The organism is Ruegeria sp. HKCCD7181 (assembly GCF_057221055.1).
On the sequence record NZ_JBWVBC010000001.1, the window covers coordinates 489,267 to 514,189 of the forward strand.

At 58.7% G+C, this 24,923-nt stretch carries 20 protein-coding genes; 15 read left to right on the top strand and 5 right to left on the bottom strand.

The annotated features are described in order from the left end of the window. Positions 1–81 precede the first annotated feature (81 nt). Positions 82–723: a YrbL family protein gene (locus AC2TCY_RS02435; protein ID WP_480845493.1), complete on the top strand. Its 642-nt coding sequence runs from the start codon at positions 82–84 to the stop codon at positions 721–723. 115 nt (positions 724–838) lie between these two features. Beyond that, complete coding sequence (gene polA, locus AC2TCY_RS02440) at positions 839–3,643, top strand: DNA polymerase I (protein WP_480845226.1); 2,805 nt, start codon at positions 839–841, stop codon at positions 3,641–3,643. 91 nt (positions 3,644–3,734) lie between these two features. On the opposite strand, the gene AC2TCY_RS02445 is transcribed toward polA, so the two are convergent. Next, positions 3,735–4,490 carry a hydroxypyruvate isomerase family protein gene (locus AC2TCY_RS02445; RefSeq protein WP_480845228.1) on the bottom strand — a complete coding sequence of 252 codons (756 nt, stop codon included), beginning with the start codon at positions 4,488–4,490 and terminating at the stop codon, positions 3,735–3,737. 181 nt (positions 4,491–4,671) lie between these two features. Here AC2TCY_RS02445 and AC2TCY_RS02450 point away from each other — a divergent pair, with 181 nt between their 5' ends. Beyond that, positions 4,672–5,634, top strand: coding sequence for a DMT family transporter (locus AC2TCY_RS02450; protein ID WP_480845229.1), 963 nt, complete (start codon positions 4,672–4,674; stop codon positions 5,632–5,634). Here the strand turns inward: AC2TCY_RS02450 and AC2TCY_RS02455 are convergent. After that, a complete protein-coding gene (locus tag AC2TCY_RS02455) occupies positions 5,603–6,184 on the bottom strand; it encodes a DUF1285 domain-containing protein (RefSeq protein ID WP_480845230.1) in 582 nt (193 codons plus the stop codon). The genes AC2TCY_RS02450 and AC2TCY_RS02455 overlap by 32 nt on opposite strands. Before the next feature lie 64 nt (positions 6,185–6,248). Between AC2TCY_RS02455 and AC2TCY_RS02460 the strand changes: the two genes are divergently transcribed. From AC2TCY_RS02460 to AC2TCY_RS02480, 5 genes are all read left to right on the top strand, one after another. Continuing rightward, positions 6,249–7,256 (top strand): AAA family ATPase, encoded by a 1,008-nt coding sequence (locus AC2TCY_RS02460; RefSeq protein ID WP_480845231.1) that lies wholly within the window; start codon positions 6,249–6,251, stop codon positions 7,254–7,256. Next, entirely contained in the window at positions 7,253–8,128 is an 876-nt protein-coding gene (locus tag AC2TCY_RS02465) for a DUF58 domain-containing protein (RefSeq protein WP_480845232.1), read from the top strand. Before AC2TCY_RS02460 ends, AC2TCY_RS02465 begins: the two co-directional genes overlap by 4 nt. Then, positions 8,125–10,887 carry a DUF4159 domain-containing protein gene (locus tag AC2TCY_RS02470; RefSeq protein ID WP_480845234.1) on the top strand — a complete coding sequence of 921 codons (2,763 nt, stop codon included), beginning with the start codon at positions 8,125–8,127 and terminating at the stop codon, positions 10,885–10,887. The genes AC2TCY_RS02465 and AC2TCY_RS02470 overlap by 4 nt, the downstream gene beginning before the upstream one ends. Continuing rightward, the gene (locus tag AC2TCY_RS02475) at positions 10,884–12,926 is read left to right on the top strand and encodes a hypothetical protein (protein WP_480845235.1); all 2,043 of its coding nucleotides are present in this window, start codon (positions 10,884–10,886) and stop codon (positions 12,924–12,926) included. Before AC2TCY_RS02470 ends, AC2TCY_RS02475 begins: the two co-directional genes overlap by 4 nt. Before the next feature lie 66 nt (positions 12,927–12,992). Then, positions 12,993–15,209, top strand: a complete 2,217-nt coding sequence (locus AC2TCY_RS02480) for a response regulator (protein WP_480845237.1) — start codon at positions 12,993–12,995, stop codon at positions 15,207–15,209. Here AC2TCY_RS02480 and yaaA read toward each other — a convergent pair. The 3 genes from yaaA to AC2TCY_RS02495 form a co-directional block, all read right to left on the bottom strand. Beyond that, positions 15,200–15,970: a peroxide stress protein YaaA gene (gene yaaA, locus AC2TCY_RS02485; RefSeq protein ID WP_480845239.1), complete on the bottom strand. Its 771-nt coding sequence runs from the start codon at positions 15,968–15,970 to the stop codon at positions 15,200–15,202. The two genes, AC2TCY_RS02480 and yaaA, sit on opposite strands and share 10 nt — an antisense overlap. Before the next feature lie 33 nt (positions 15,971–16,003). Next, complete coding sequence (recQ, locus tag AC2TCY_RS02490) at positions 16,004–18,043, bottom strand: DNA helicase RecQ (RefSeq protein ID WP_480845240.1); 2,040 nt, start codon at positions 18,041–18,043, stop codon at positions 16,004–16,006. 78 nt (positions 18,044–18,121) lie between these two features. Then, positions 18,122–18,409, bottom strand: a complete 288-nt coding sequence (locus AC2TCY_RS02495) for a YggT family protein (RefSeq protein WP_480845241.1) — start codon at positions 18,407–18,409, stop codon at positions 18,122–18,124. Between the two features lie 129 nt (positions 18,410–18,538). Between AC2TCY_RS02495 and AC2TCY_RS02500 the strand changes: the two genes are divergently transcribed. The 7 genes from AC2TCY_RS02500 to AC2TCY_RS02530 all read left to right on the top strand — a co-directional run bounded on the left by AC2TCY_RS02500 (position 18,539) and on the right by AC2TCY_RS02530 (position 24,894). Next, on the top strand, positions 18,539–19,906 hold the full coding sequence (locus AC2TCY_RS02500) for an MFS transporter (RefSeq protein ID WP_480845243.1): 1,368 nt from the start codon (positions 18,539–18,541) through the stop codon (positions 19,904–19,906). Further along, positions 19,903–20,766 (top strand): penicillin-insensitive murein endopeptidase, encoded by an 864-nt coding sequence (mepA, locus tag AC2TCY_RS02505; RefSeq protein WP_480845244.1) that lies wholly within the window; start codon positions 19,903–19,905, stop codon positions 20,764–20,766. The genes AC2TCY_RS02500 and mepA overlap by 4 nt, the downstream gene beginning before the upstream one ends. Continuing rightward, positions 20,739–21,623, top strand: coding sequence for an esterase-like activity of phytase family protein (locus tag AC2TCY_RS02510; RefSeq protein WP_480845245.1), 885 nt, complete (start codon positions 20,739–20,741; stop codon positions 21,621–21,623). Before mepA ends, AC2TCY_RS02510 begins: the two co-directional genes overlap by 28 nt. Before the next feature lie 90 nt (positions 21,624–21,713). Beyond that, positions 21,714–22,358 (top strand): queuosine precursor transporter, encoded by a 645-nt coding sequence (locus tag AC2TCY_RS02515; protein ID WP_480845246.1) that lies wholly within the window; start codon positions 21,714–21,716, stop codon positions 22,356–22,358. A gap of 263 nt (positions 22,359–22,621) precedes the next feature. Further along, positions 22,622–23,041 carry an alternative ribosome rescue aminoacyl-tRNA hydrolase ArfB gene (arfB, locus tag AC2TCY_RS02520; protein ID WP_480845247.1) on the top strand — a complete coding sequence of 140 codons (420 nt, stop codon included), beginning with the start codon at positions 22,622–22,624 and terminating at the stop codon, positions 23,039–23,041. Between the two features lie 60 nt (positions 23,042–23,101). Further along, on the top strand, positions 23,102–23,848 hold the full coding sequence (locus AC2TCY_RS02525; RefSeq protein ID WP_480845248.1) for an SDR family oxidoreductase: 747 nt from the start codon (positions 23,102–23,104) through the stop codon (positions 23,846–23,848). Positions 23,849–23,877: 29 nt separating this feature from the next. Further along, positions 23,878–24,894, top strand: a complete 1,017-nt coding sequence (locus AC2TCY_RS02530; RefSeq protein WP_480845250.1) for a P1 family peptidase — start codon at positions 23,878–23,880, stop codon at positions 24,892–24,894. The last annotated feature ends 29 nt before the right edge of the window (positions 24,895–24,923 follow it).

The following is a 24,923-nucleotide window of genomic DNA, read 5'->3' on the forward strand; positions in this document are numbered from 1 at the left end:
CGACGATCTCGCCTAGTGTGGGCAAGGGTACATTGAAGCATGAGCGCGAGATCAGATTGTTTTCTAATGGCCGACGTTATCATGGTGTCAGATTTGGCGCTTTTGACGACGGGTTGGGTGCGGGAAGTATACACCTTTCCCGGGCGGTCGGATTTACTGATTAAGATAAGAAATGCAGACGCACGGAATGGAGTTCGCGGCCTTGCAAAGCGCATTGCATGGCGTGTTTTCGCGGATGCGAAATATCGCAATATGTTGAATGAGGTCGAGTGTGAACTGAAGGTCGCGATGAAAATTGGCGAGCAGATCAAAAGCTCGCCTTTGCCCAGAATGCTTGGGATCGTGCAAACGGATCGCGGGCCTGGGGTTGTCGTCGAAAAAATATGCGGCGAAGACAACGGCTTGGCATTGCATCTGGCCAAAATGTGCAAGCGCAATGAGTTGACCACCGAGAAGCTGGATCAGTTGAATGCTTTTGTTGACAAAATGTATGATCTTCAAATTGTTGCACGCGACCTGAATGCAAGAAATATCGTCTACGGGAATCGGGGGGCAGAATCCGGCTTTTTCCTGGTTGACGGGTATGGAGAGCACAACCTGATCCCATTGAGAAGCTTGTCGCGGCGATTGAATGACCGGTCACTAAATCGCCGGTTTGAAATCCTGGCGGGCAAGCTTGGCCTTGCCTGGAACAAAAATCGCCGGACTTTTGCATTAAGTTGAACCGCGCCGAGATCAGAACGTGAATGTCTCGACTCGTTGATTTGAATAGCCAACAGGCTCGTCAATTCCACCCGCGTCCTTTAGATGTTTCCCGAACCCTATGCCGGAGCCATACATGTCACATACGAAGTTCGGAAAAGGTTGCCACCTGCATCTGATCGACGGATCAGCCTTTATTTTTCGGGCCTACCACGCTTTGCCGCCGTTAACGCGGAAATCTGACGGAATGCCGATTGGCGCGGTTTCGGGCTTTTGCAACATGTTGCAGAAGTATGTTGAGGATAACGCCGGGCCAGATGCGCCGACCCATGTTGCGGTGATCTTCGACAAGGGTTCACACACGTTCCGCAATGATCTGTACGACTTGTACAAAGCTAACCGCGAAGCGATGCCAGAGGATCTGCGCCCTCAGATGCCCCTGACGCGTGAGGCGACGAAGGCCTTCAATATCGCTTGTAAGGAGTTGGAGGGGTATGAGGCCGACGACATTATCGCGACCCTCGCTGTTCAGGCCCGCGATGCGGGCGGCCGTGTGACCATCGTCAGTTCTGACAAGGATCTGATGCAGCTGGTCGGCGACGGGGTCGATATGCTGGATGCGATGAAGAACAAACGCATCGACCGCGATGGTGTGTTCGAGAAATTTGGGGTTGGTCCCGAGCGTGTTGTGGATGTGCAGGCTCTTGCCGGGGACAGCGTCGATAATGTTCCGGGTGCGCCGGGGATCGGGGTAAAAACAGCAGCCCTGTTGATCAACGAATACGGTGATCTGGAAACGCTGTTGGACCGGGCCGAGGAGATCAAGCAGCCCAAGCGTCGTCAGACGCTGATCGAAAAGCGGGATCAGATAGAACTGTCGAAAAAGCTGGTGCAGCTTGATGAGAGAACCCCACTGGATTTCACGCTGGACGATCTTGAGGTGAAAGACCCTGAGCCGGAGACGCTTTTGGGTTTTCTGGCCGAGATGGAGTTCCGCACCCTTACAAAGCGGATCGCGGACAAGCTGGGCGCCGAGGCTCCGGTTATAGCAGATGCACCCGCGCCCGCCGTCGAGGATGCCGACGCCGAAGCCATCGCTTTCGACGCATCGAAATACGAATGCGTGCGCGACGCGGACGCTTTGCAGAAATGGATTGCCCAGGCTTATGAACGGGGTTGGGTTGCGGTGGATACCGAAACCACCGGCCTGAATGAGATGATTGCAGATCTGGTCGGGATTTCGCTGTGCATCGAGCCGGGTGAGGCCTGTTATATTCCGCTGATCCACCGCGAAAGCGCGACGGATGATCTGTTCGGGACGGATGCGCTGGCCAAGGGGCAGATGCCGCTGAATGAGGCTCTAACACTGCTGAAACCGATGTTTGAGGATCCCTCGATCCTGAAGATCGGGCAGAACATGAAATATGATGCCAAGATCTTTGCGCGCTATGGTGTGAGCATTGCCCCGATCGACGACACGATGCTGATGTCTTACGCCATGCATGGCGGTGAGCATGGGCATGGCATGGATACGCTGTCCGAGCGCTATCTGAACCACACTCCGATTCCGATCAAACCGCTACTGGGTTCGGGCAAGTCAGCGATCACGTTTGACAAGGTGCCGATTGACGAGGCCACCGCCTATGCGGCCGAGGATGCGGATATCACGCTGCGCCTGTGGAGGCTGTTCAAGCCGCAGCTTCATCAAGTGCAGGTGACTACAGTTTACGAGACGCTGGAACGCCCGCTGGTCCCGGTGCTGGCCGAGATGGAGATGCATGGCATCAAGGTCGACCGCGATGTGCTGAGCCGCATGTCCAACGCATTTGCACAAAAGATGGCCGGGCTGGAGGCTGACATTCATGAGTTGGCGGGCGAGAATTTCAACGTCGGCTCCCCTGCGCAACTGGGTGAAATCCTGTTCGACAAGATGGGCCTGGAAGGCGGCAAGAAGGGCAAGACCGGGAAATACTCGACGGGTGCTGATATTCTGGAAGACCTTGCGACCGAGCACGAATTGCCGCGCCGGGTGCTGGACTGGCGGCAACTGTCCAAACTTAAATCGACTTATACAGATGCGCTGCAGACCCATATCAACCCCGATACAGGCCGGGTGCATACGTCCTACTCGATCACCGGCGCGAATACCGGGCGTTTGGCCTCGACCGATCCGAACCTTCAGAACATACCCGTCCGTACTGAGGAAGGGCGACGCATTCGTGAAGCGTTCATCGCCGAACCGGGAAATGTTCTGGTCAGCCTGGACTACAGCCAGATAGAACTGCGGATCTTGGCGCATATCGCGGATATTTCGGCTCTGAAACAGGCGTTTTCGGATGGTCTGGACATTCATGCGATGACTGCATCGGAGATGTTCGATGTACCATTGGATGAGATGACCCCTGACATTCGCCGTCAGGCCAAGGCGATCAACTTTGGTGTCATCTATGGGATTTCCGGCTTTGGGCTGGCGCGCAATCTGCGCATTCCTCGGGCCGAGGCGCAGGGGTTCATCGACCGCTATTTCGAACGCTTCCCCGGCATTCGGCGCTATATGGATGACACTGTCGCTTTCGCCAAAGAGAATGGCTATGTGCAGACACTGTTTGGACGAAAAATCCACACGCCCGAAATTAACGCCAAGGGCCCACATGCCGGGTTCTCGCGCCGTGCGGCCATCAACGCACCGATTCAGGGGACGGCAGCCGATGTGATCCGGCGGGCCATGGTGCGGATGCCGGGTGCCATCAATGGTCTGCCCGCAAAGATGCTGTTGCAGGTGCACGACGAACTTCTGTTCGAAGTGGCCGAAGACGCCGTGGATCAGGTGATCGCGACCGCACGTGACGTGATGGAGGGCGCATCGGACCCCGCAGTGAAACTGGATGTAAAGCTGGTGGTTGACGCAGGTCAGGGTGCCAACTGGGCTGAGGCACATTGAGATCAAGCCAATTGGTACGCTGCTCATCAGGCCCAACGGGCCATCTTCGCAGCGGGTCAGGCCTGCGGCCCGACCGGGCGCGTAGCAGATGCTATGGCTGCATCCAACCCAGACTGGCTTGGGTTTGGCGCATAGACGGAGTGTATTCCGCGCTGACCCAACCCGTGTATCCGCTGGCGTCCATTTTGGCGAATAGTGTTGGGAAATCCGTTTCACCGCGCCCCGGCTCCGAGCGATCTGGGGCAGCGCCGATCTGGGCATGTGAAATCCGATCCCGGTAGGCCTCCCAGATGGCAATTGCGTCACCGTGGATCATATGCGCGTGAAAACTGTCATATTGAAGGGCGACATTAGGACGGTTCACTCGGTCCAGAACGTCGGCCGCCAGAGCGTAATCGTTCAGAAAGTACTCCGGTTGAGAAACCGGGTTGAGTGGCTCGATTGTGAAGTTCTGTTGCGGGGCGAAATCTGCGGCCCACTGCAGGTTTTGCACAAAGCAATCCAGCGCCAGCGGGCCTGATGAGTAGCCCGACATGATGTGGATCAGCCCGGGACGCAGCACGTCCGCATACCGCATGACGCGTTTGATATCTGACTGAAAGCGCGCCTGGCCGTCGGGTATCGCGGCGTAACCCGGCGTACCTCCCGTGTAGTTGGGTGGCGGCGCATTGATCAACGCAAGCTCCAACCCGTTGGCCAACAGTGCCCGGCGCGTTTCCCTTGCGGCTAGGTCATAAGGGAACAAGACCTCGACCGCTTTGAAACCTGCCTCAGCTGCTGCCTGAAACCGATCAAGGTAGGGGAGCTCTTGGAAGAGCAGCGAAATATTGGCGGCAAATCTGGGCATGCTGGGTCTCAGGTCGTGATGAACCGATCTTAGCTTTCAGGTGTTTTTCGCGAAAGAGCCTGAAAACGACAGAGTGTCGAAAATTAGCCAGATCGCCAGTTTCAAATCAGAGACATTCGGCCTATCGCGGCGAATCATTTCAACGGCGCCGTGTCAGAAAAAAGGTCTGTATGCGATGGCTATGAGCCCTGAACCCGTTCGCGGGAACACCCTAGTTGCGTCTGATGGGCGGCAATCCGCGCTGTCCGGGAATACGCTGGCTGTTGCGTCCATGTTGACTTGGGCTGCGGGCTTTCCAGCAGCAGAGATCCTCTTGCAAAGTTGGCCGCCGATCACGTTGATCGTGGCGCGATTGGCGCTGGCAGCCGCAGTGATGGTGCCGATCTGGTTTTTGCTCGACGGACCAGACCGTGTTTTGCGTGCCCGTTGGGGTCATGCGATGCGCGTCGGAGGTTTGGGGCTAGGATTGGGAATGTTTCTGCTTCTTGTTGCTCAGAAGTTAACCGACCCGGTCACAGTAGCGATAATTGCCTCATCAGCCCCGATCATTGCGACGCTGCTAGAGCTTTTGGCGGGGACACGGCGTTTGAAACTGAATTTTCTATTAGGTTTGGCAGCCTCGATCATCGGAGGTCTGATTGCGACCAGCGCTGTTGCTCCGGCACAGCTAGGGCTGGGTGCGGCCTGTGCCGTTTTGTCGACAGCGTTGTTCTGCTGGGCCTGCATGGCTACGGCGCGCGACTTCCCCGAGCTCAGCCAGGTCGGGCGAAGCACGATTACGCTGGTCGGTGGTCTTTTTATGACCTCGATTCTGCTGATAGGGGCTGGCCAGCTCGGAATGGAGGTTTTGCCAACAGCACCGTTTGACACGCAGCAGGCGGGGATGCTGGCAATCTACGCTCTTGTCGCGCTTGGGCTCAGCCAGGTTCTGTTTGTGGCGTCAATCGGCAAGCTCGGTGTTGCTCTTGCTTCGTTTCACATCAACATCGCACCATTTTATGTCATGGTGATCCTGGTTGTGCTGGGTGAGGAATGGAATTGGACCCGCGCAATGGGGGCTGGCATCGTGGCGCTTGCCGTCGTTTTGGCCCAGGACCGCAGGCCGCGGTCGCCTAATCTTCCACCAGACTGTCAGACGCGATGAGGGGAAAGAACTGGCCGTCAGACCAGACACCGAACCAGTTATCGTGAAGGGCGCCTATCTCTGCGAGGCGGTAGAAGCTTTTGCGGTCGATCCGGGCCTCAAGGTTCGCGCGGATCAATACATAGGGTGAAGGTTCATCTGTATCCGGATTGTTGACAATCCTGATCGGGTGATCTGGACCAGCCGTCGCCCTATCGTCCACTTGGGTAATGAATGTCAGGGTCTGAGTATCGCCTTCCCCAGCGCGTTCGAAATCCACGGCAACAAAAGGCGCATCATCGACGGTGATTCCCACCTTTTCGACCGGGGTTACTAGGTAATACTTGTTCTCTTCTTTCTTAAGAATTGAGGAAAATAGCTTCACAAGCTCGAACCGGTTGATGGGCGACCCTAAATAACTCCAGGTACCATCTTTGGCGATCCGAATGTCCAGATCGCCGCAAAACGGAGGATTCCACAGGTGAACGGGCGGTAAACCCCTAGTTTTGGCCGCTTTGACCGATGCCGCCAGACCATCGGGTGAGGGTGTCACAGGTTTTTGTCCGCTCATTGCTTTTGCCATTTCCTCTCAGCGCGATACACTTCAATCATAATAGTCCACGGAAGGGAAAGTCATGACCGAACCTGCCGACCTCGTTGCCGAGATCGAAGCGCTGGAAAACAAGCTACAAGAGGCCAAACTATCGATCACGCGCCGTTTTATCGGACAGGAGAGGGTCGTGGATCTGACTTTGACCGCTCTTTTGTGCGGCGGTCACGCATTGTTGATCGGTCTGCCGGGGCTGGGAAAGACCCGCTTGGTTGAAACATTGTCCACCGTGATGGGATTACATGGCAACCGAATCCAGTTCACACCCGATTTGATGCCGGCCGACATACTGGGATCCGAGGTTCTGGACACCGCCGAGGACGGTAGCCGGCATTTCCGATTCATCTCGGGGCCCATTTTCTGCCAGCTGCTGATGGCGGATGAGATCAACCGCGCCAGCCCGCGGACTCAATCAGCGCTACTGCAGGCGATGCAAGAGCGTACGGTCACGGTTGCGGGCGAAGATCGTTCGTTGGGTGTGCCTTTCCATGTGTTGGCCACGCAAAATCCGATCGAACAAGAAGGGACCTACCCACTGCCCGAAGCCCAGCTGGACCGCTTTTTGGTACAGATCGATGTGGATTATCCCGACCGCCAGACAGAACGCGACATCCTGCTGGCCACGACCGGGGTTGAAGAGGAAGAGGCCAGCCAGATTTTCACCAAGGACGAATTGCTGGCGGCCCAGGTTTTGTTGCGTCGTATGCCTGTAGGGGATTCGGTTGTTGAACTGATCCTTGATCTGGTGCGCGCATTCCGTCCGGAAGAACCGGGCGTATCTGATCGTGTTGCTGAAACCGTGGCCTGGGGTCCGGGACCGCGTGCGGCACAAGCGCTGATGATGACCGTGCGGGCCCGGGCGATGCTGCAAGGCCGTTTGGCGCCCAATGCCGAAGATGTGCTGGACATGGCGAGGCCGGTGCTCAGCCACCGTATGGCTCTGAACTTTGCGGCACGGGCGCGTGGTGACAGCCTGGCCGATCTGATCGAAACCACGGCAACCGGATTGACCCGCACAGAGGCAGCGGCGTGAATGCCGCGCTGACCCTTCGCGAACGATCCGAAGCCGAGGCATCCCGGCTGCCGCCGCTATTGGCGCGGGCCGAGCATCTGGCAGGCACTGTGTTGCTGGGCGATCACGGCCGCAGGCGCTCAGGCCTTGGTGATGATTTCTGGCAATACCGTCCGGCTCAGATCGGTGACAGCCGCCGGTTGATTGATCACCGGCGCTCGGCGCGCGGGGATCAGCAATTTGTGCGTGAACGGGAATGGCAGATTGCCCAATCCATAATGTTATGGGTGGATCAGGGCGCTTCGATGCGGTTCGCATCAGACAAAGTGCTTCCGACCAAGGCGGATCGGGCACGTCTACTGGGCCTTTCAACTGCTATTCTGCTGGTGCGTGGGGGCGAGCGCGTGGGCCTGACCGGTACCACCCTACCACCGCGCCGGGGCAACGCGCAGATTATCCGGCTGGCACAAGCGTGGACTGAGGATTCCGAGACCGACTATGCCCCTCCGGAGCACCGCGCCATGATTCCGCATGCGCGTGCCGTGTTCATATCCGATTTTCTGGGACCACTGGATGAGGTCGAACTGGCCCTGACCAAATCCGCTGACCGGGGCGTACGTGGTGTCCTGCTGCAGGTCCTTGATCCGGGTGAAGAGGCCTTCCCCTATCGTGGCCGAACCATTTTCGAAAGCGTTGGTGGCACTGTCCGTCACGAAACCCTCAAGGCCGGCGATCTGCGTCAACGGTATTTGGATCGGCTGGCAGAACGCAAGGACGCGCTGGAGCAGCTGTGCCGTGCGACTGGCTGGCAACTGGGTCTGCATCACACCGGGGACAGTGCGCAATCGGCTCTATTGTGGCTCTATCGCGCATTGGATGGGGGTGCACAATGACGGTTCTGGCGGGTATCGGCTTTACCGCCCCTTGGATATTGCTGGGTCTTCTGACCTTGCCGATCCTCTGGTTGATCCTGCGTGCAGTGCCGCCTGCGCCGATCCGCCGTCTGTTCCCGGCGGTCACTCTGATGCTGGGTCTGAAAGATGATGAAAGCGTTTCGGACCGAACGCCCTGGTGGCTCCTTCTTTTGCGGATGCTGGCGGCAGCAGCGATCATCATCGGCCTGGCGGGTCCGGTTCTGAACCCGGCGCGCGACGAAACAGGTTCGGGACCGCTGCTATTGGTTTTGGACGCCAGCTGGGCCGGGGCGACGCGCTGGTCCTCAACCCTGGATCAGATCGACGCGCAACTGACAGAGGCCGGTCGGGCGGGACGCCCCGTGTCGATCATTCGCTTGACCGAGCCCGAGGCACCGATTTTTCAAGCTGCCGAAGCCTGGCGTGGGCGATTGCCCGGTTTGACTCCGATGCCTTGGCAACCAACCGAGACGCAGATTGCCGCTGCCATTGCCACATTGGACGAAGTTTCCGGCGGTTTCGACACGCATTGGTTCAGTGACCGCCTGTCCTATGATGGGCATGACCGGTTGCTTTCGGCTTTGCAATCGCGGGGTGCGGTCACAGCTTATATGTCTGCGACGCAGGTTGTCGCAGTGGCCCCGGCCTCCTATCAGGACGGTGCAATCCAATTGACCGCACTAAGGGCTGATGCCAGTGAGCCGGAAACGGTCACTTTGTTGGCACAAGGGCGCGACCCGGCCGGCGCCAAGCGGGTATTGCACTCTACGGAAATGCAGTTCGAAAAAGGCTCTAATCAGGCGCAAACCGAGCTGGCGCTGCCGTCCGAGTTGCGGGCTCGAATTACACGATTCGAAATACAGGGTCAGCGATCCGCCGGCGCGGTCACTCTGATCGATGACAGCCTGCGTCGCCGCGAGGTCGCCCTGATTGCAGGAACGCTGAACCGTGAGGGGTTGGAGCTGCTGTCTCCGTTGCACTACCTGACACAGGTCCTGATCCCGACCGCCGATTTCGTTGAAGGCGGTCTGCTGGACGTCTTGCCAGCCAATCCGGATGTGATTGTTCTGGCCGACGTCGCCAAATTGTCCGACACCGAACAGACCGAGCTGGTTGAATGGGTCGAGCAGGGTGGATTGCTGCTGCGCTTTGCCGGTCCCCGCATGGCCGCCAGTGACCTGGGGCGGGACGAAGAGGACATTTTGCTGCCTGTCCGCCTGCGCAGCGGTGGGCGGTCCGTCGGTGGCGCGATGAGTTGGGGTGAGGCCAAGGGATTGGCGCCTTTCCCGGAAAGCTCTCCGTTTTATGGGCTGAAAATACCTGAAGACGTTACCGTGACCACTCAGGTCATGGCGCAACCAGACCCCAACCTTGCGGATCGGGTCGTGGCGTCCTTGTCCGATGGCACACCTCTGGTGACGCGCAAGTCGCTGGGGCTGGGTCAGGTGGTTCTGTTCCATGTCACGGCGGATGCGGAATGGTCCAGCCTGCCGTTATCCGGCCTGTTCGTTGAGATGCTGGACCGACTTGCAGTGGCCTCTGCTGCCAAATCCCGGCAGGTGGAACAACTGCAAGGAACGACGTGGGAGCCGATCCAGATTCTGGACGGGTTCGGAACCCTGTCGGAAGCTGGAAATCTGCCGGGGGTGGACGGAGTCGATCTGGTTTCTGGAACCATTGGGCCTGATCTGCGTCCCGGTCTTTACGAAAGCGGCAAGCAGAAGCTTGCTCTGAATGTTCTGTCGGATGATGCTGTTCTGAGCCCAGTTGTCTGGCCGCAGGACATTCCGATCAAGGGGCAAGAAGTCAGCACCGAAACGCCTGTCGGAGGAATTCTGCTGAGTCTGGCCCTGATTCTGTTGACTGTGGATGTGATCGCTTCGTTATCCCTGTCGGGTCGTCTGGGGCTGGCCCGCGCGGCGGTCGTGACCTTGGGTGTTCTGTTGGTGGTACCGCAGGCGCAGGCGCAAACGCCGGAGGAAACCGAGTTCGCGCTTGATGCCACTCATGAACTTGTTCTGGCACATGTCCTGACTGGTAACGCAGAGGTGGACGAAATCGCGCTGGCCGGGATGCGTGGGTTGGTGCAGACCCTGTATTATCGCACGTCGGTTGAGCCTGCCCAACCGATTGGTGTCGATCTTGAACGTGATGAACTTGCGTTTTTCCCGCTTCTCTACTGGCCAATTACCCCGGATCAGCCGCAACCCTCGTCCGAGGCCTATGCCAAACTGAACGCATATCTACGCTCAGGCGGTATGATCCTGTTCGACACGCGCGACGCGAATATCGCTGGGTTTGGCACCTCCAGCGCAAACGGCCGCAAGCTTCAGCAGTTGGCAGCACCGCTAAATATCCCCTCGTTAGAGCCTGTTCCGCGTGACCATGTTTTGACCCGTGCGTTCTATTTGCTGCAGGATTTCCCGGGTCGTTATTCCGGCACCGAGATCTGGGTCGAAGCGGCCCCGCTGGATGCGGAACAGATCGAGGGGATGCCCTTCCGCAACCTGAATGACAATGTTACGCCGGTGGTGATCGGCGGCAACGACTGGGCCGGAGCCTGGGCCGTGGATCGTAATGGTCAGGCGCTGTTGCCGGTTGGGCGTGGCTATGCGGGGGAACGCCAACGTGAGCTGGCCAATCGCTTTGGCGTCAATCTGGTGATGCACGTGCTGACCGGGAACTACAAATCCGATCAGGTCCACGTGCCCGCGTTATTGGACAGGTTGGGACAATGACCGGAACCGTAATTTTTGATCCCCTCGTTTATTGGCCGGTTCTTGCGGTTGTCGCAACTATCGCGCTGGGCGGAGTGTTGCTGGCCCTGTGGCGCGGCCTTTCGGGCTGGGCGTTGCGTGGACTGGCAGCTCTGGTCGTAATCGCGGCGTTGTCCGGTCCGGTCTATCAGATCGAAGACCGTGCGCCGCTGACGGACATCGTCTTGATGATCGAGGATGAAAGCGCCAGTCAGGCCTTGTCGGACCGTGCGGATCAAACCGCACAAGCCGCCGAAGAACTGGCGGCCGAAATCGAAAGCCGCGAGAACACCGAACTGCGCCGCATCAGCGTAGGCGACGGGGACGGGGACGAAGGTACACAGATCATGGCTGCCTTGAACGCGGCGCTGGCCGAAGAACCGCGCGCGCGCATCGCCGGTATCCTCGTCGTTTCGGATGGCATTGTCCACGACGTCGATCAGGCCCCGGACCTGCCGGCACCGATGCACCTGCTGCAAACGGGACGTGCTGCCGACTGGGATCGCCGTTTGATTGTTCGAAACGCCCCGGCCTTTGCCATCATTGGTGAGCCTGTAACTCTGACTTTGCGAGTCGAAGACAGCGGTGCCGTACCGCCCGGTGCCGTCACCGCACCGCTGGAAGTCTCGGTTGATGGCGGCGAACCCGAAAGCTTTGCCATGCCCATTGGGCGCGACGTTGAAGTACCTATTGCGCTGCCGCATGGCGGGCGCAACGTTATCCAGTTCACCGTGCCTCAGGCCGAGGGTGAGCTGACCGACCGTAACAACACCGCGCTGATCCAGATCAACGGCGTGCGCGACAGGCTACGCGTTCTGTTGGTTTCGGGCGAGCCGCATCCGGGCGGGCGCACCTGGCGCAACCTTCTGAAGTCGGACAGTTCCGTCGATCTGGTGCATTTCACAATCCTGCGCCCACCTGAGAAACAGGACGGTGTGCCGGTGGATGAGCTGTCGCTGATCGCCTTCCCGACGCGCGAGCTGTTTCTGGAAAAGATCAACGATTTCGATCTGATCATCTTTGACCGCTACAAAAGGCGGGGCATTTTGCCGGCGATCTACCTGGACAACGTCACCAACTATATCAACGATGGCGGCGCCGTGCTGATCGCTGCTGGGCCTGATTTCGCCTCAGCCGACAGTATCTTTCGGTCACCGCTTGCACCGTTGCTGCCTGCACAACCCACTGCGCGGGTGATTGAGGAACGGTATGTCCCTATGGTTTCAGAACTGGGTCAACGTCACCCTGTGACCACGAATCTGGGCGATGCCGACAGTTGGGGTGCGTGGTTGCGCCAGATTGATGTGAACCACCGTACTGGCGAAGTGTTGATGACGGGCGTGGACGAGCGCCCGCTGCTGGTGCTTGATCGCGTCGGCGAAGGGCGCGTGGCGCTTTTGGCGTCGGACCACGCCTGGCTGTGGAGTCGCGGCTTCGAAGGCGGCGGCCCGCAGCTGGAACTGCTGCGCAGGCTGGCGCATTGGATGATGAAAGAACCCGAGCTTGAAGAAGAAGCTCTGTGGGCCGAAGCCACCGGCCAGTCTATGCGCATCATTCGCCAAACCCTGAGCGACGAGGTCGGCAAAGTGACCGTTACTCGCCCGAATGGCGAAGCTCTACAGGTCGAGCTGCAGGAGGTGTCTCCTGGTCGGTTCGAGGCAACGTATTTTGGCCCCGAGATCGGTCTCTACCGCTTGCAGGAGGGCGAACACTCAGCCGTGATCGGCCTAGGCCCCGCCGCGCCCAAAGAGTTCGAGCATACCATCGCCACCGATGAGGTTTTGAGCCCGGTTCTGGCGGGTATGCGTGGCGGCGCGATTCGCGTCGAGGACGGTCTGCCTGTGATCCGCAACGTCCGCGCCGGGCGACCGGCAGCCGGGCGCGGGTGGATTGGGCTGACTCCACGCAACGCTTATGAGACCCGGGATGTCACCCAAGCAGGATTGTTGCCGCCCTGGCTGGTTCTGTTGCTGGCCGGTGGGTTCCTGCTGGCCGGTTGGCTGCGAGAGGGGCGACACTAGACAGTTTAAGCACTTTTTCATCGTCTGCCGGGATGCTGTGCGCAAACAGTCCCGGAAAGTCCAGCGATGAGCCTAGCAGAAAAACTAGCCCAAGAACGGCGCGCGCGTCTTGCGGCCGAGCGGTTGTTACACCTCAAACAGGCCGAGCTGTCGGCGGCAAATCGTAAACTTGGCCGCCACGCTATCGCGCTAACCCGTCAGATTGGTGAGACACAAGCCGAGGTCGAGACGGTGCGCGACGAGAATGCAAAGGTCAAATCTGACCTGACCGTCGCCAATGCCAAGATCGAACTGGCCGAACGACGGCTGTGGCATTCGATCCAGACCATTCAGGACGGTTTTGCCTTTTTTGATGGGAATAGTCAGCTGATCAGCGCCAATACAGCGTATCTGAGTGTGTTCGAAGGCTTGGACGAGGTGGCGCCCGGAATCGACTATCGCCGCATACTTGAACTGCTGACGGACGAAGGCATCGTGGATATCGGGGCGGAGCCAGTCTCGCAGTGGCGAGAACGTATGCTGGCACGCTGGTCCAGTGCCAACCCCGAGCCGGTTGTGATCCTGCTGTGGAACGGCGAGTATATCCGGCTGATCGATCAGCGTGGCAGCGGTGGTGACGTCGTCAGTCTGGCGCTGAACATTACGTCTTCCGTTCGGCACGAGGCCGAACTGCACGCTGCTCGCGAACGGGCCGAGGCCGCCAACCGTGCGAAATCCGCCTTTTTGGCCAATATGAGCCATGAGATACGCACCCCCATGAACGGTATCGTCGGCATGACGGAGCTGCTGACCGAAACGCCATTGGGCGAGGAGCAGAGGCTATACGTCAATACAATTCGAAACTCGGGTGAGGCGCTACTGGTCATCATCAATGATGTGCTGGACTATTCAAAGATCGAGGCCGACAAGCTTACCCTGCACCCGGAACAGTTCGACTTCGAGCGTTGCATCCTCGAAGTGGCGATGCTTCTGCAACCCAGTGTGCGCGACAAGGGGCTGACTCTGCTGGTGGATTACGACCTGTTCCTGCCAACTCTGTTTGTTGGCGACCCGGGTCGAATACGACAGATCATGACCAATCTTGTGGGCAACGCAGTCAAGTTCACTACACATGGGCATGTGTTGATTCGTGTTACCGGAGTGCCGGATATGGACGCGCAACGCTGTGATATCCACGTGGCGATTGAAGATTCTGGTATCGGCATCGAACCCGAAAAGATTGGGCACATATTCGGTGAGTTCAATCAGGTCGAAGACGAGAGGAACCGCCAGTTTGAAGGGACGGGGCTGGGGCTGGCCATAACCAAACGCCTGATCACGATGATGGGCGGCAAAGTCTGGGTCGAAAGCGAGGTGGGCAAAGGATCTTGTTTTGGTTTTCGTATCTCGTTGCCTACGGCTGAGGGACCGCAGCCGGCACCCCCCGATCTGGCCGGGCGATTGCGCCATGTGCTGGTGGTCGAAGATCTGGTTGTGAATTGCGCCATCCTGACGAAACAACTGGGGCGGCTCGGGTCTCGTGTGACCGTGTGCAATACCGGTCGTGAGGCGCTGAAGGTGGTGGACGCCTCTGTTGATCTGGTTCTCTGTGACCAGGACCTGCCGGATATGGACGGGCTTGAGTTGGCTACAACCTTGCGTGACCGGGGCTGGGGCGAACTGCCGATCGTTGTCATGTCAGCCAACCCGGGCGTGATCCATGCCGATCCTGCGCATCGCCTGATAGAGGGCGTTCTGCAAAAACCCATCCCGCGGTCAGAGCTTTATTCACGGCTGACGGCACTCGGCGCGCCGGTTTTCGCCCAGAAGGGTCAATTAGAAGAAGTTGGTGGCGCCGACGAATTTGCGCCAAAACCCCAGGGTCAGAGACTGATGCGCGTTCTAGCCGCTGAAGATAACCGGACCAATCAGCTGATACTGGAAAAGATGACCAAGGATCTGAACATAGATTTGAGGATTGTCGCCAACGGGCTTGAGACAATTGAGGCCTATGCCGAATTTGACCCCGATCTAATCTTCATGGACATCTCAATGCCCAAAATGGACGGCAAAGAAGCCACCGGAGAGATACGGCGGCGCGAGATCGGCACACAACATCGGGTGCCTATCGTTGCCCTCACTGCCCACGCTATGGCGGGAGATGATCAGGGAATTTTGGCGGCGGGATTGGATCATTACCTGACCAAACCACTGCACAAAAATCTGATTTTGCAAATGATCGTCGACCACTGCCCGCCCGAGGCGCAACCGCCCGCGCGCAAAGAGAACTGTGATCAGGCCTGATAAGGCCGCAAAAAGACGGGTTTGTCCTCGGATGACAGTTCGGGGCGGTATTCATAGCCACCGGTGTCAAAATCCTTGAGGCCTTCGGGATCGGTCAGCCGGTGCTGGACAATGTACCGCGCCATTGCGCCGCGCGCCTTTTTCGCAAAGAAGCTGACGATCTTGGGTGAACCGCCTTTGTCTTCCATAAAGACTGGAGTGGTCACGCGTGGTTTCAGGACCCCAAGATCGACTGCCCCGAAGTATTCCTGGCTGGCGCAGTTCACCAGAACCTGAGATCCGACTTCTTCTGCCTGAGCATTCAGCGTTTTGCTCAGCTGATCGCGCCAATACTCATATAGGTTCTTACCGCGGCGGGTTTTCAGTTTACTGCCCATCTCTAGCCTATATGCCTGAATGGCATCCAGCGGGCGCAACACGCCGTAAAGCCCAGACAGAATGCGCAGGTGGTCTTGCGCCCAGGCCATCTCTTCGGTGTCCAGCGAAGCAGCTTCAAGCCCCTGATAGGTGTCCCCGGCAAAAGCCAGTGCGGCTGGTCGGGTCAGCGTGGCGCAAGGCGCTTCGGAAAAGGCGCGATAGCGGTCACGGTTCAGGCGGGCCAGGTCGTCGCTGAGATCCATCAGTTTTTTCAGGTCGCCCAGCGTCAGATTGCGCGCGGTCTTTGACAGGCGGATCGCGTCATCCTGAAAGTCTGGTTGCGTGACGTCCACATCTCGTTCTGCCCAATCCAGCCGCTTGGCTGGGGAAATCACTACCAGCATATCCGCCCTCATTCATTGCCTGTCGATGGGTATCTAGCCCGCTTGTCGCAGCACGTCCAGAAAAGCGGTGCCAAACCTTTCGTGACGGCGATCGCCCAGCAGCTGTTCCATCATGCGAGGGTCATCGGGCCGCATTTGCGCAACTTTGGCCAGTTGCGAGGCGGAACAGGTCAGCGGTTTGTCAATCCCCTCGGGACCACGCGACAGCTGACTTTGCACCTGCAGCAGGCGGTCATAGATTTCGCCCTGATCGCGCCCGGCCAGCTTGCGCCGCGCCGGGTGTATGGCCTCGACCGCTCCGGCGATCACTTCAAGGAATGTATCCCCGTAGCGTTCCAGCTTTTTCGCCCCCACGCCACCAATACGCGCCATATCGTCAAGCGTCGATGGACGCTTCTCGGACATTTCGATCAGCGTGCGGTCGGGGAAAATGACATAAGCCGGGACTCGCGCGGCCTCAGCCAACGCGCGGCGTTTCGCCTTGAGCGCGGACAGCAGCGGCGAGTCTTCTTCGGACACCATCATTTTGACGGCCGGGCGCCGGGTCGCTTTGCGGATCGTGTCTTTGCGCAGGTTGATCTGCGTCTCACCTTTCAGAATGGGTTTCGCGGCCTCGGTCATACGCAGCGCGCCGTGACGTTCTGGGTCGGGGCGCACCAGATCGTGCCCCATCATCTGCCGGAAAATCGCCTGCCATTGCGGGCGTGACCAGTCCTTGCCGATGCCATAGGTGGACAGGTTGTCATGTCGGCGGGCCCGGATTTTGTCGGTCTCATTCCCTAAGAGGATGTCGATCAGGTGGCCAGAACCGAACCATTCCTCGGTGCGCAGGATCGCAGACAGGGCCATCCGGACTGGCGTGGTTCCGTCAAACACCTCGGGCGGCGTATCGCAGAGATCGCATTTGCCACAAGGCTCTGTGTGTTCCCCGAAATAGCCCAACAGAGTCTGACGACGGCATTCCAGTGCTTCGGCCAGTCCCAGAAGGGCATTCAATCGTGCATGGTCAGCCATGCGCCGTTCTGGCGGGGCCAACCCTTCGTCGATTTGCGAGCGGCGCAAACGGATATCTTCCGGCCCGTATAGAGTCAGCGTTTCGGCAGGCCCGCCATCGCGCCCGGCGCGACCGATTTCCTGATAGTAAGCCTCGATGGACTTGGGCAGGTCTGCGTGGGCGACCCAGCGGATATCGGGCTTGTCGATCCCCATGCCGAAAGCGACCGTTGCGACCACGATCAGCCCGTCTTCGCGGGCAAAACGGGTTTCGACGATGCGGCGATCCTCGGCTTCCATCCCGCCATGATAGTGGCAGGCAGTATGACCTTCTGCGCGCAATGCCTGGGCCAGTACTTCGGTCTTGTTGCGGGTGCCGCAATAGATGATGCCGGATTGGCCTTTGCGCGCCTCGGCAAAGTCGAGGATTTGCTTGCGTGGACCGTCCTTGGCGCCAAAGGCCAGATGGATGTTGGGCCGGTCGAACCCGCGCAGAAATTTGCGAGGGGGAGTGCCGTCGAACAGCTTCTCGACAATCTCGTTCTGCGTTTCCGCATCCGCCGTCGCGGTGAAGGCCGCCAGAGGCACGTTCAGCGCCCGCCGCAGCTCTCCGATCCGCAAGTAATCGGGGCGGAAATCGTGGCCCCACTGGCTGACGCAATGCGCCTCGTCCACGGCGATCAGGCTGACGCCGATCCGGCGGAGCATCCCCAGAGCCGACCCGGCGGCCAATCGTTCGGGCGCCATGTAGAGTAGTTTGAGCCGTCCGGTCTCCAGTGCCTCCCATACGGCATCGGTTTCTTCGGGCGTGTTGCCCGAGGTCAGTGCTCCGGCCTCGACCCCGGCCTCTTGCAGCCCGCGCACCTGATCGCGCATCAGGGCGATCAGGGGGGAAATCACCACCGTCACGCCATCGCGCAACAGGGCAGGCAGTTGAAAACATAAGGATTTACCACCGCCCGTGGGCATGATGGCCAGCACATTCTCACCTGCCGTCACGGCATCCACGATCTCTTCCTGCCCGGGGCGGAAGTCGTCGAATCCAAAGACATCTCGCAGCAAAGGTGCGGCGTCGAACATGTGCGGGGTGGCCCTGTATTAAGGTTTATCTGCTCTTAATACAGGACAATCACATACTAAGATTCGGTGAACAAGAGGTCAGTAGAAATAGACCGCATTGTTGATCAGGACGATCCGCAACGCATAGACCGCGACCAGCACCACCAGGGGTGTCAGGTCGAGCCCGCCCATTGCGGGCAGAATGCGCCGGATCGGGCCATAGATAGGCTCTAGTATCCGGTTCAAACCATACCAGATTTGCGCCACCAGCTGTTGGTGCAGATTCAGCACCTGGAAGTTGATCAGCCAGCTCATGATTACATGGGCGAGGATGATGAACCAGACAATGTCCAGGATCAGCAGCAGGATTTGGATCAGCGACAGCATGGGCACTCCGTTTTCATATCTGCAGAGACCTAAGCGCCCGGGCGGCAAAGAGCAAGTGCGCCCGAATAGAACGCTTGCGAAATGCCCCAAAGGTCCGTCTTATAAAGACAAAGAACACAAGGGGCAGAGATGGCAGAGATTTCCAGGCGCAAGCGCATTTGGGGCTGGTGGTTTTTTGACTGGGCAAGCCAGCCGTATCACACTCTGCTCGTCACGTTTGTTTTTGGCCCCTATTTCGCCGGAGTAGCGGCGGGGTTTTATACCAATTCCGGATTGGACGCACAGGCTGCCGCAGCACAGGCACAAACGGTCTGGGCAAATTGCCTGACCATTACCGGGCTGATTATCGCCTTTGGCGCGCCGCTTTTGGGAGCCATGGCCGATGTTTCGGGACGCCGAATCCCTTGGATATTCGCCTTTTCGGTGATGTATGCGGTCGGCTCTGCGGCGCTGTGGTACACGATGCCGGACGGATCGAACATGTGGCTGATGCTGTCGGCCTTTGGGCTGGGGTTTGTCGGTGCGGAATACGCGCTGATTTTCATAAACTCGCAGCTGCCCGATCTGGGCAACGACAATGAGGTGGGCGAGATTTCCGGCTCGGGCTTTGCCTTTGGCTATTTCGGCGGTCTGATCTCGTTGGCGATCATGTTGGCGTTGTTTGTTGAACAACCCAATGGCAAGACGTTGATAGGTATGGACCCGATGTTTGGTCTGAATGCCGCTGCGCGCGAAGGCACACGCTTTGTCGGGCCCTTTACCGCCGGTTGGTTTGTTTTGTTCATGGTGCCCTATTTCCTGTGGGTGCGGGACGACGCGCAAACGGACAAGAAAGGCAGCGTGGGCGAGGCGCTGAGCCTTTTGGCAAAATCTATATCCGCACTGCGTTACCGGGTCAGTCTGGCGGCCTATCTTGGCTCGTCCATGTTCTACCGCGATGCTCTGAACGGGCTTTACAGTTTCGGAGGCGTCTACGCGCGGCTGGTGCTGGAGTGGGATCTGATCAAGATCGGCGTCTTTGGCATTGTCAGCGTGCTGGCCTCGGCCATATTTGCGTGGGCTGGTGGCAAGATGGACAAGAAATATGGCCCTAAACCGGTCATTCTGGTGGCCATCTGGGTGCTTATCTTCGTTTGCGCGACTGTTGTCATGATGGACAGGACGCAGATCTACGGCATTGCCTTGCCCGAAGGATCAAGCCTGCCGGATCTGGTGTTTTTTGGCTGCGGTATTCTAATCGGAGGCATGGGCGGTATTCTGCAATCGTGCAGCCGGTCTATGATGGTGCGCCATACCGACCCCGAAACCCCGGTTGAGAGCTTTGGCTTATACGGTCTGTCCGGTCGCGCCACCGCCTTTGCCGCGCCGCTGCTGATCGGAATTACCACAACAGTCACCGGCAGTGCGCGTCTGGGGGTGTCACCGATCATTCTGTTGTTTATTCTGGGTCTATTCCTGATGCGCTGGGTCAGACCGGAAGGGGATCAGAGCAGATGATTTTACGACGTTTTTTGGCAATACTGGCACTTGTAACACTGGCGGGCACCGCCACGGCACAGCCCCTGGCAAAGCAGTTGTTCGGGGCGCAAAAACAAAGCTCTCAACAAAAATCTGCTGCTTTCGGCAGTTATTCGCGCGGATGCGCCGCGGGCTCAGTGCAACTGCCCGAAACCGGGCCGACATGGCAGGCAATGCGCCTGTCGCGGAATCGCAATTGGGGTCACCCGCAAGCCATTGACTACGTGCAGGACCTCAGCAAATTCGCCGCGAAGCAACCGGGATGGAATGGTCTCTATATTGGAGATATCAGCCAGCCACGGGGCGGGCCGATGACATCCGGCCACCGCAGCCATCAACTGGGTCTAGACATCGATATCTGGATGCTGCCGGGCGACAACATGCGTATGTCACGCAAGGCGCGCGAGAATATCTCGTCCATTTCCCTGCGCCGGTCTAACGGGGCCTACGTCAACGGCAATTGGACCAAACAGCACCACGCTGTTCTGCGCGAAGCGGCCAAGGATAAACGCGTAGCCCGGATATTTGTTTTCCCGGGTGCCAAGGTTCAGATGTGCAATGACGAGAAAGGCAACCGGGCATATCTCCGCAAAATCAGGCCGTGGTGGGGCCATCACTATCACTTCCATGTTCGGTTGAAATGCCCGAAAGGATCACGCGGTTGCGTCAATCAGGATCCGCCGCCCCAAGGGGATGGCTGCGCCGAGGCACAACAATGGGTGCGCAATATCCTGAATCCGCCGCCGCCAGACCCGAACGCACCGCCGCCCAAGAAACGCCGTGAGTACCGGTTGGCAGATTTGCCCCAGCAATGCGCTTCGGTCCTGCAGTCCAACTGATCGCCGCTCTGCTGATGGCGGGATCGGTTTGGGCGGTTGACGTCAAAACCGCCATCCATCTGGGCAGTTTTGCGTGGCGCAACAACGCCGACTGGTTCGGTGGGTTTTCGGCCCTCCACATCTCGGATGACGGGCACAGCATGACAGTGGTCAGTGATCGGGCCAACGTCGTTACCGCCCGGATCGAACGTGACGGGGATAAGATTACCGGAATTGATATGCTGGATCGCTGGCCGGTTCTGTCCAGCACGGGGCGCATCATGACGGGTCGGGCCGGAGATTCCGAAGGGATCGCGTATTCCCCTGACGGGTCTTTCTACATTTCATTCGAAGGTGTCCATCGCGTGGCCCATTACACCGGCCCCGATAGCAAGGCCCGCGTGTTGCCACGCCCTAAGGCGTTTGATTCCCTTGATCGAAACGGGTCCCTTGAAGGGCTGGCGATTGACGATCAGGCCCGTCTTTACACTCTGACCGAGAAAAACCGGACTGCGCAGGGTGATATCCCGGTGTACCGCTGGGATGGTCGGGTTTGGTCGACACCCTTTGTATTGCCGCAGCGGGGCAAGTTTCTGCCTGTTTCCGCCGATATTGGTCCGGATGGGCGGTTCTATGTGCTCGAACGTTCGGTATCCCTGACCGGGTTTCGCTCGCGTCTGCGACGTTGGCAGTTAGATGGCGACGACCTGGAGGCCGAGGAAATCCTGTTCGAGACCGGCACCGGCGCGCATGACAACCTCGAAGGGGTGTCAGTCTGGCGCGATAGGCAGGGCCGATTGCGCGCGACGATGGTGGCGGATGACAATTTCATGGCGCTGCAGCGCACGGAACTGGTGGAATACCTGCTGCCCGATTGACTTGCCGATTTCAAATGGCTAGAAGCGCGGCTTGCCTTGGGATGAACCCTTGGCCAAGTCGCCGCTACCTTGTCAAAACGGGCATCAAAAATGCAACGCAGCTTTATCCCCGGCATCATTGCCATGGCCGCCATTGTCGTGGCCTCGAACATCCTGGTCCAGTTCCTGATTCTTGACGGTCTGCTGACCTGGGGTGCTTTCACCTATCCGCTGGCCTTTCTGGTCACCGACATCATGAACCGCGTCTATGGTGTGGCCACGGCCCGCAAGGTCGTGTTTGCCGGGTTTGTCACCGGTATCATCTGCTCGCTGATCGGCAGCCAGATCATGCTGCAGGGCGATGGCTTTACTTATGCCGCCGTACCGCTGCGGATCGCCGTAGCCTCGGGCACCGCTTTCCTGATTGCGCAAATGACCGACGTCACCGTGTTCAACGCGATGCGCGGCGGCCGCTGGTGGCGTGCGCCTCTGGTCTCGACGCTGGTGGGTTCGGCTCTGGACACGGCGCTGTTTTTTACCATCGCGTTCTCGGCCTCGGTCACGTTCTTTGGCGCCAATGCTGATGCCGCGATCAGCTGGGCATGGGAGCCCATTCCCTTCATGCTGTCCGGCCCGATGGCACCGCTTTGGGTGACACTCGCGTTCGCTGACTGGCTGGTGAAATTGTCGCTGGCCCTGATCGCGCTGATCCCGTTCAAGGTGATCGTTGCGCGGTTGACAGCGCAGCCTGCGTAAAAAAACGCTTTGAGATTGGCGCATCTTGTGTCAGGCTCAAAGTTAACCGCAACAGATAGAAAAGGAGGTGATCCAGTGTCGAGAAAGAGATTGGAGAGAGGTGTTGGAACAACCGGGGGGAAAACCTGCTGAGGCAGCCCTTGGCGGAGCGCTCGCTCCGGCTGGTCGAATGATCTAACCGACCCAACCTCCTGAACTTTCGAAGGGCCGTCCCGCCGGGGCGGCCCTTTTTGTTTCTGCAAGCGACCTGTAAGGTTCGGCTCATGTTACACGTCTCCGACGATATCACCCTACAAGACTGGGAAATGACCGAAAGCTTCATGCGTTCGTCCGGCCCCGGTGGGCAGAATGTGAACAAGGTTTCGACCGCAGTGGAGTTGCGGTTCGAGGCGGCGCGCTCACCCTCGCTGCCCGATCCGGTTAAGACCCGGCTGAAACGGTTGGCAGGTCGTCGTTGGACCAAGGAAGGTGCGATCATCATCCAATGCGATGAGACCCGCTCGCAGGCGCGCAACCGTGAAATTGCGCGGACCCGTTTGGCCGAATTGATCAATCGTGCATTGGTCAAACCCAAGCGGCGTATTGCCACCAAGCCGACTTATGGTTCGGTCAAGCGCCGGTTGGCGGCGAAAAAGGCGCGTTCTGATGTCAAAACCCTGCGCGGAAAAGTCTCCGAAGAATGATCTGGTATCTTTCCGATCCGTTGCTACTCTGACCCCGAAAAGCGGCGAGAGGGCAAGATCATGAGGTTAGAGGGAAAAACCGCAATCGTGACCGGGGGCGCATCCGGATTCGGCGCCGGGATCGTACAGAAGTTCCTGACCGAAGGTGCCCGTGTGATGATTGCCGATATCAACGGCGAAGCAGCCCGCGACCTGGCCTCGCAACTTGGCCCTCAGGCCATCGCACAACAGGTCGACGTTGCCGACGGCGCTTCGGTGCAGGCCATGGCGGATGCAGCGATCGGAGGGTTCGGGCATCTCGACATACTGGTGAACAATGCCGGTGTGACCCATCTGCCGACCCCACTGGAAGATGTCAGCGAGGAAGATTTCGACCGTGTCTACAACGTGAACATGAAATCCGTCTATCTGACCGCCCGTGCCCTGATGCCTCATATGAAATCGCGTGGAACCGGCGCGGTTCTGAATGTCGCTTCGACAGCAGGCCTGTCACCGCGCCCGAACCTCAACTGGTACAACGCCTCAAAGGGGTGGATGATCACCGCGACCAAGACGATGGCGGTGGAATTGGCACCATCGGGTGTGCGCGTCAACGCAATCTGCCCGGTGGCGGGCGAAACACCGTTGCTGAAGTCCTTCATGGGTGAGGATACCCCCGAAATTCGCGCGAAATTCCTGTCGACGATCCCCCTGGGCCGTTTTTCGGCGCCGGAAGACATGGCCAACGCTGCCTGTTTCCTGTGCTCGGACGAGGCCAGCATGATTACCGGAACGGCCCTCGAGGTCGACGGTGGCCGGTGTATCTGACCCAACACGCGTCTAATAGTGATACCAAGATGACCCCCGGACCCAAGAACCTGATCACTGATGTGCCCGGCCTGAAGGTCGGCAACGCGCAGGATGACGTGTTGAAATCGGGCACAACCGTGCTGACAGCCGATGAGGCGTTCACAGCGTCAGTTCATGTGATGGGCGGTGCGCCGGGAACGCGCGAAACCGATCTGCTGGCGCCAGACAAGACCGTTACCCGAATCGATGCAATTGCCCTGTCCGGCGGGTCCGCCTTTGGTCTGGACGCCTGTTCCGGTGTCTCTGATGCATTGCGCGCACAGGGCCGGGGTTTTCCGGTCGGTAGCACGATTGTGCCGATTGTACCGGGGGCCATCCTGTTTGACCTGCTCAATGGCGGTGACAAAGAATGGGTCGAGAACCCGTATCGCGCGCTTGGTCGCGCGGCGTTTGAAAATGCGGCAGAGGATTTCGCATTGGGAACGGCTGGTGCAGGCACCGGTGCGCTATCGGCCATGCACAAGGGCGGACTGGGCTCGGCCTCATTCGTGATGGACAATGGCGTTACGGTTGGGGCGTTGGTCGCGGCCAACCCGCTGGGCAGTGTTACCACACCGCGCGACCGACATTTCTGGGCCGCGTCTTTCGAGCAAGGCAGCGAATTTGGAGGGTTAGGCCCTGATATGGCCACTGGATTGGGCCGCATCCACACGAGCCGAAAGGCGGCGGCGATGAAGCCGGCTGCCCCGGAACAGACCAATACGACCATTGCCATCGTGGCAACCGACGCAGCCTTGACCAAGCCGCAATGCCAGCGTCTGGCCGTGGCGGCGCATGACGGCATCGCGCGAGCGATTGTTCCGGCCCACACTCCGGGCGACGGGGATCTGGTCTTTGGCGTCAGCACAGGTGATCGCGAAGTTGAGACTGAGGCTGATCTGGGGCTTCTCGGACACGCAGCGTCGCTGTGCCTGTCGCGCGCCATTGCGCGGGCGGTGTATCTTGCGACTCCGGCCTCCGGCGATCTTTTGCCGTGTTGGTCCGGTGTACATGACTTAAGTTAAGGACGAGCTACGTGCCGCAGTGGCACAGT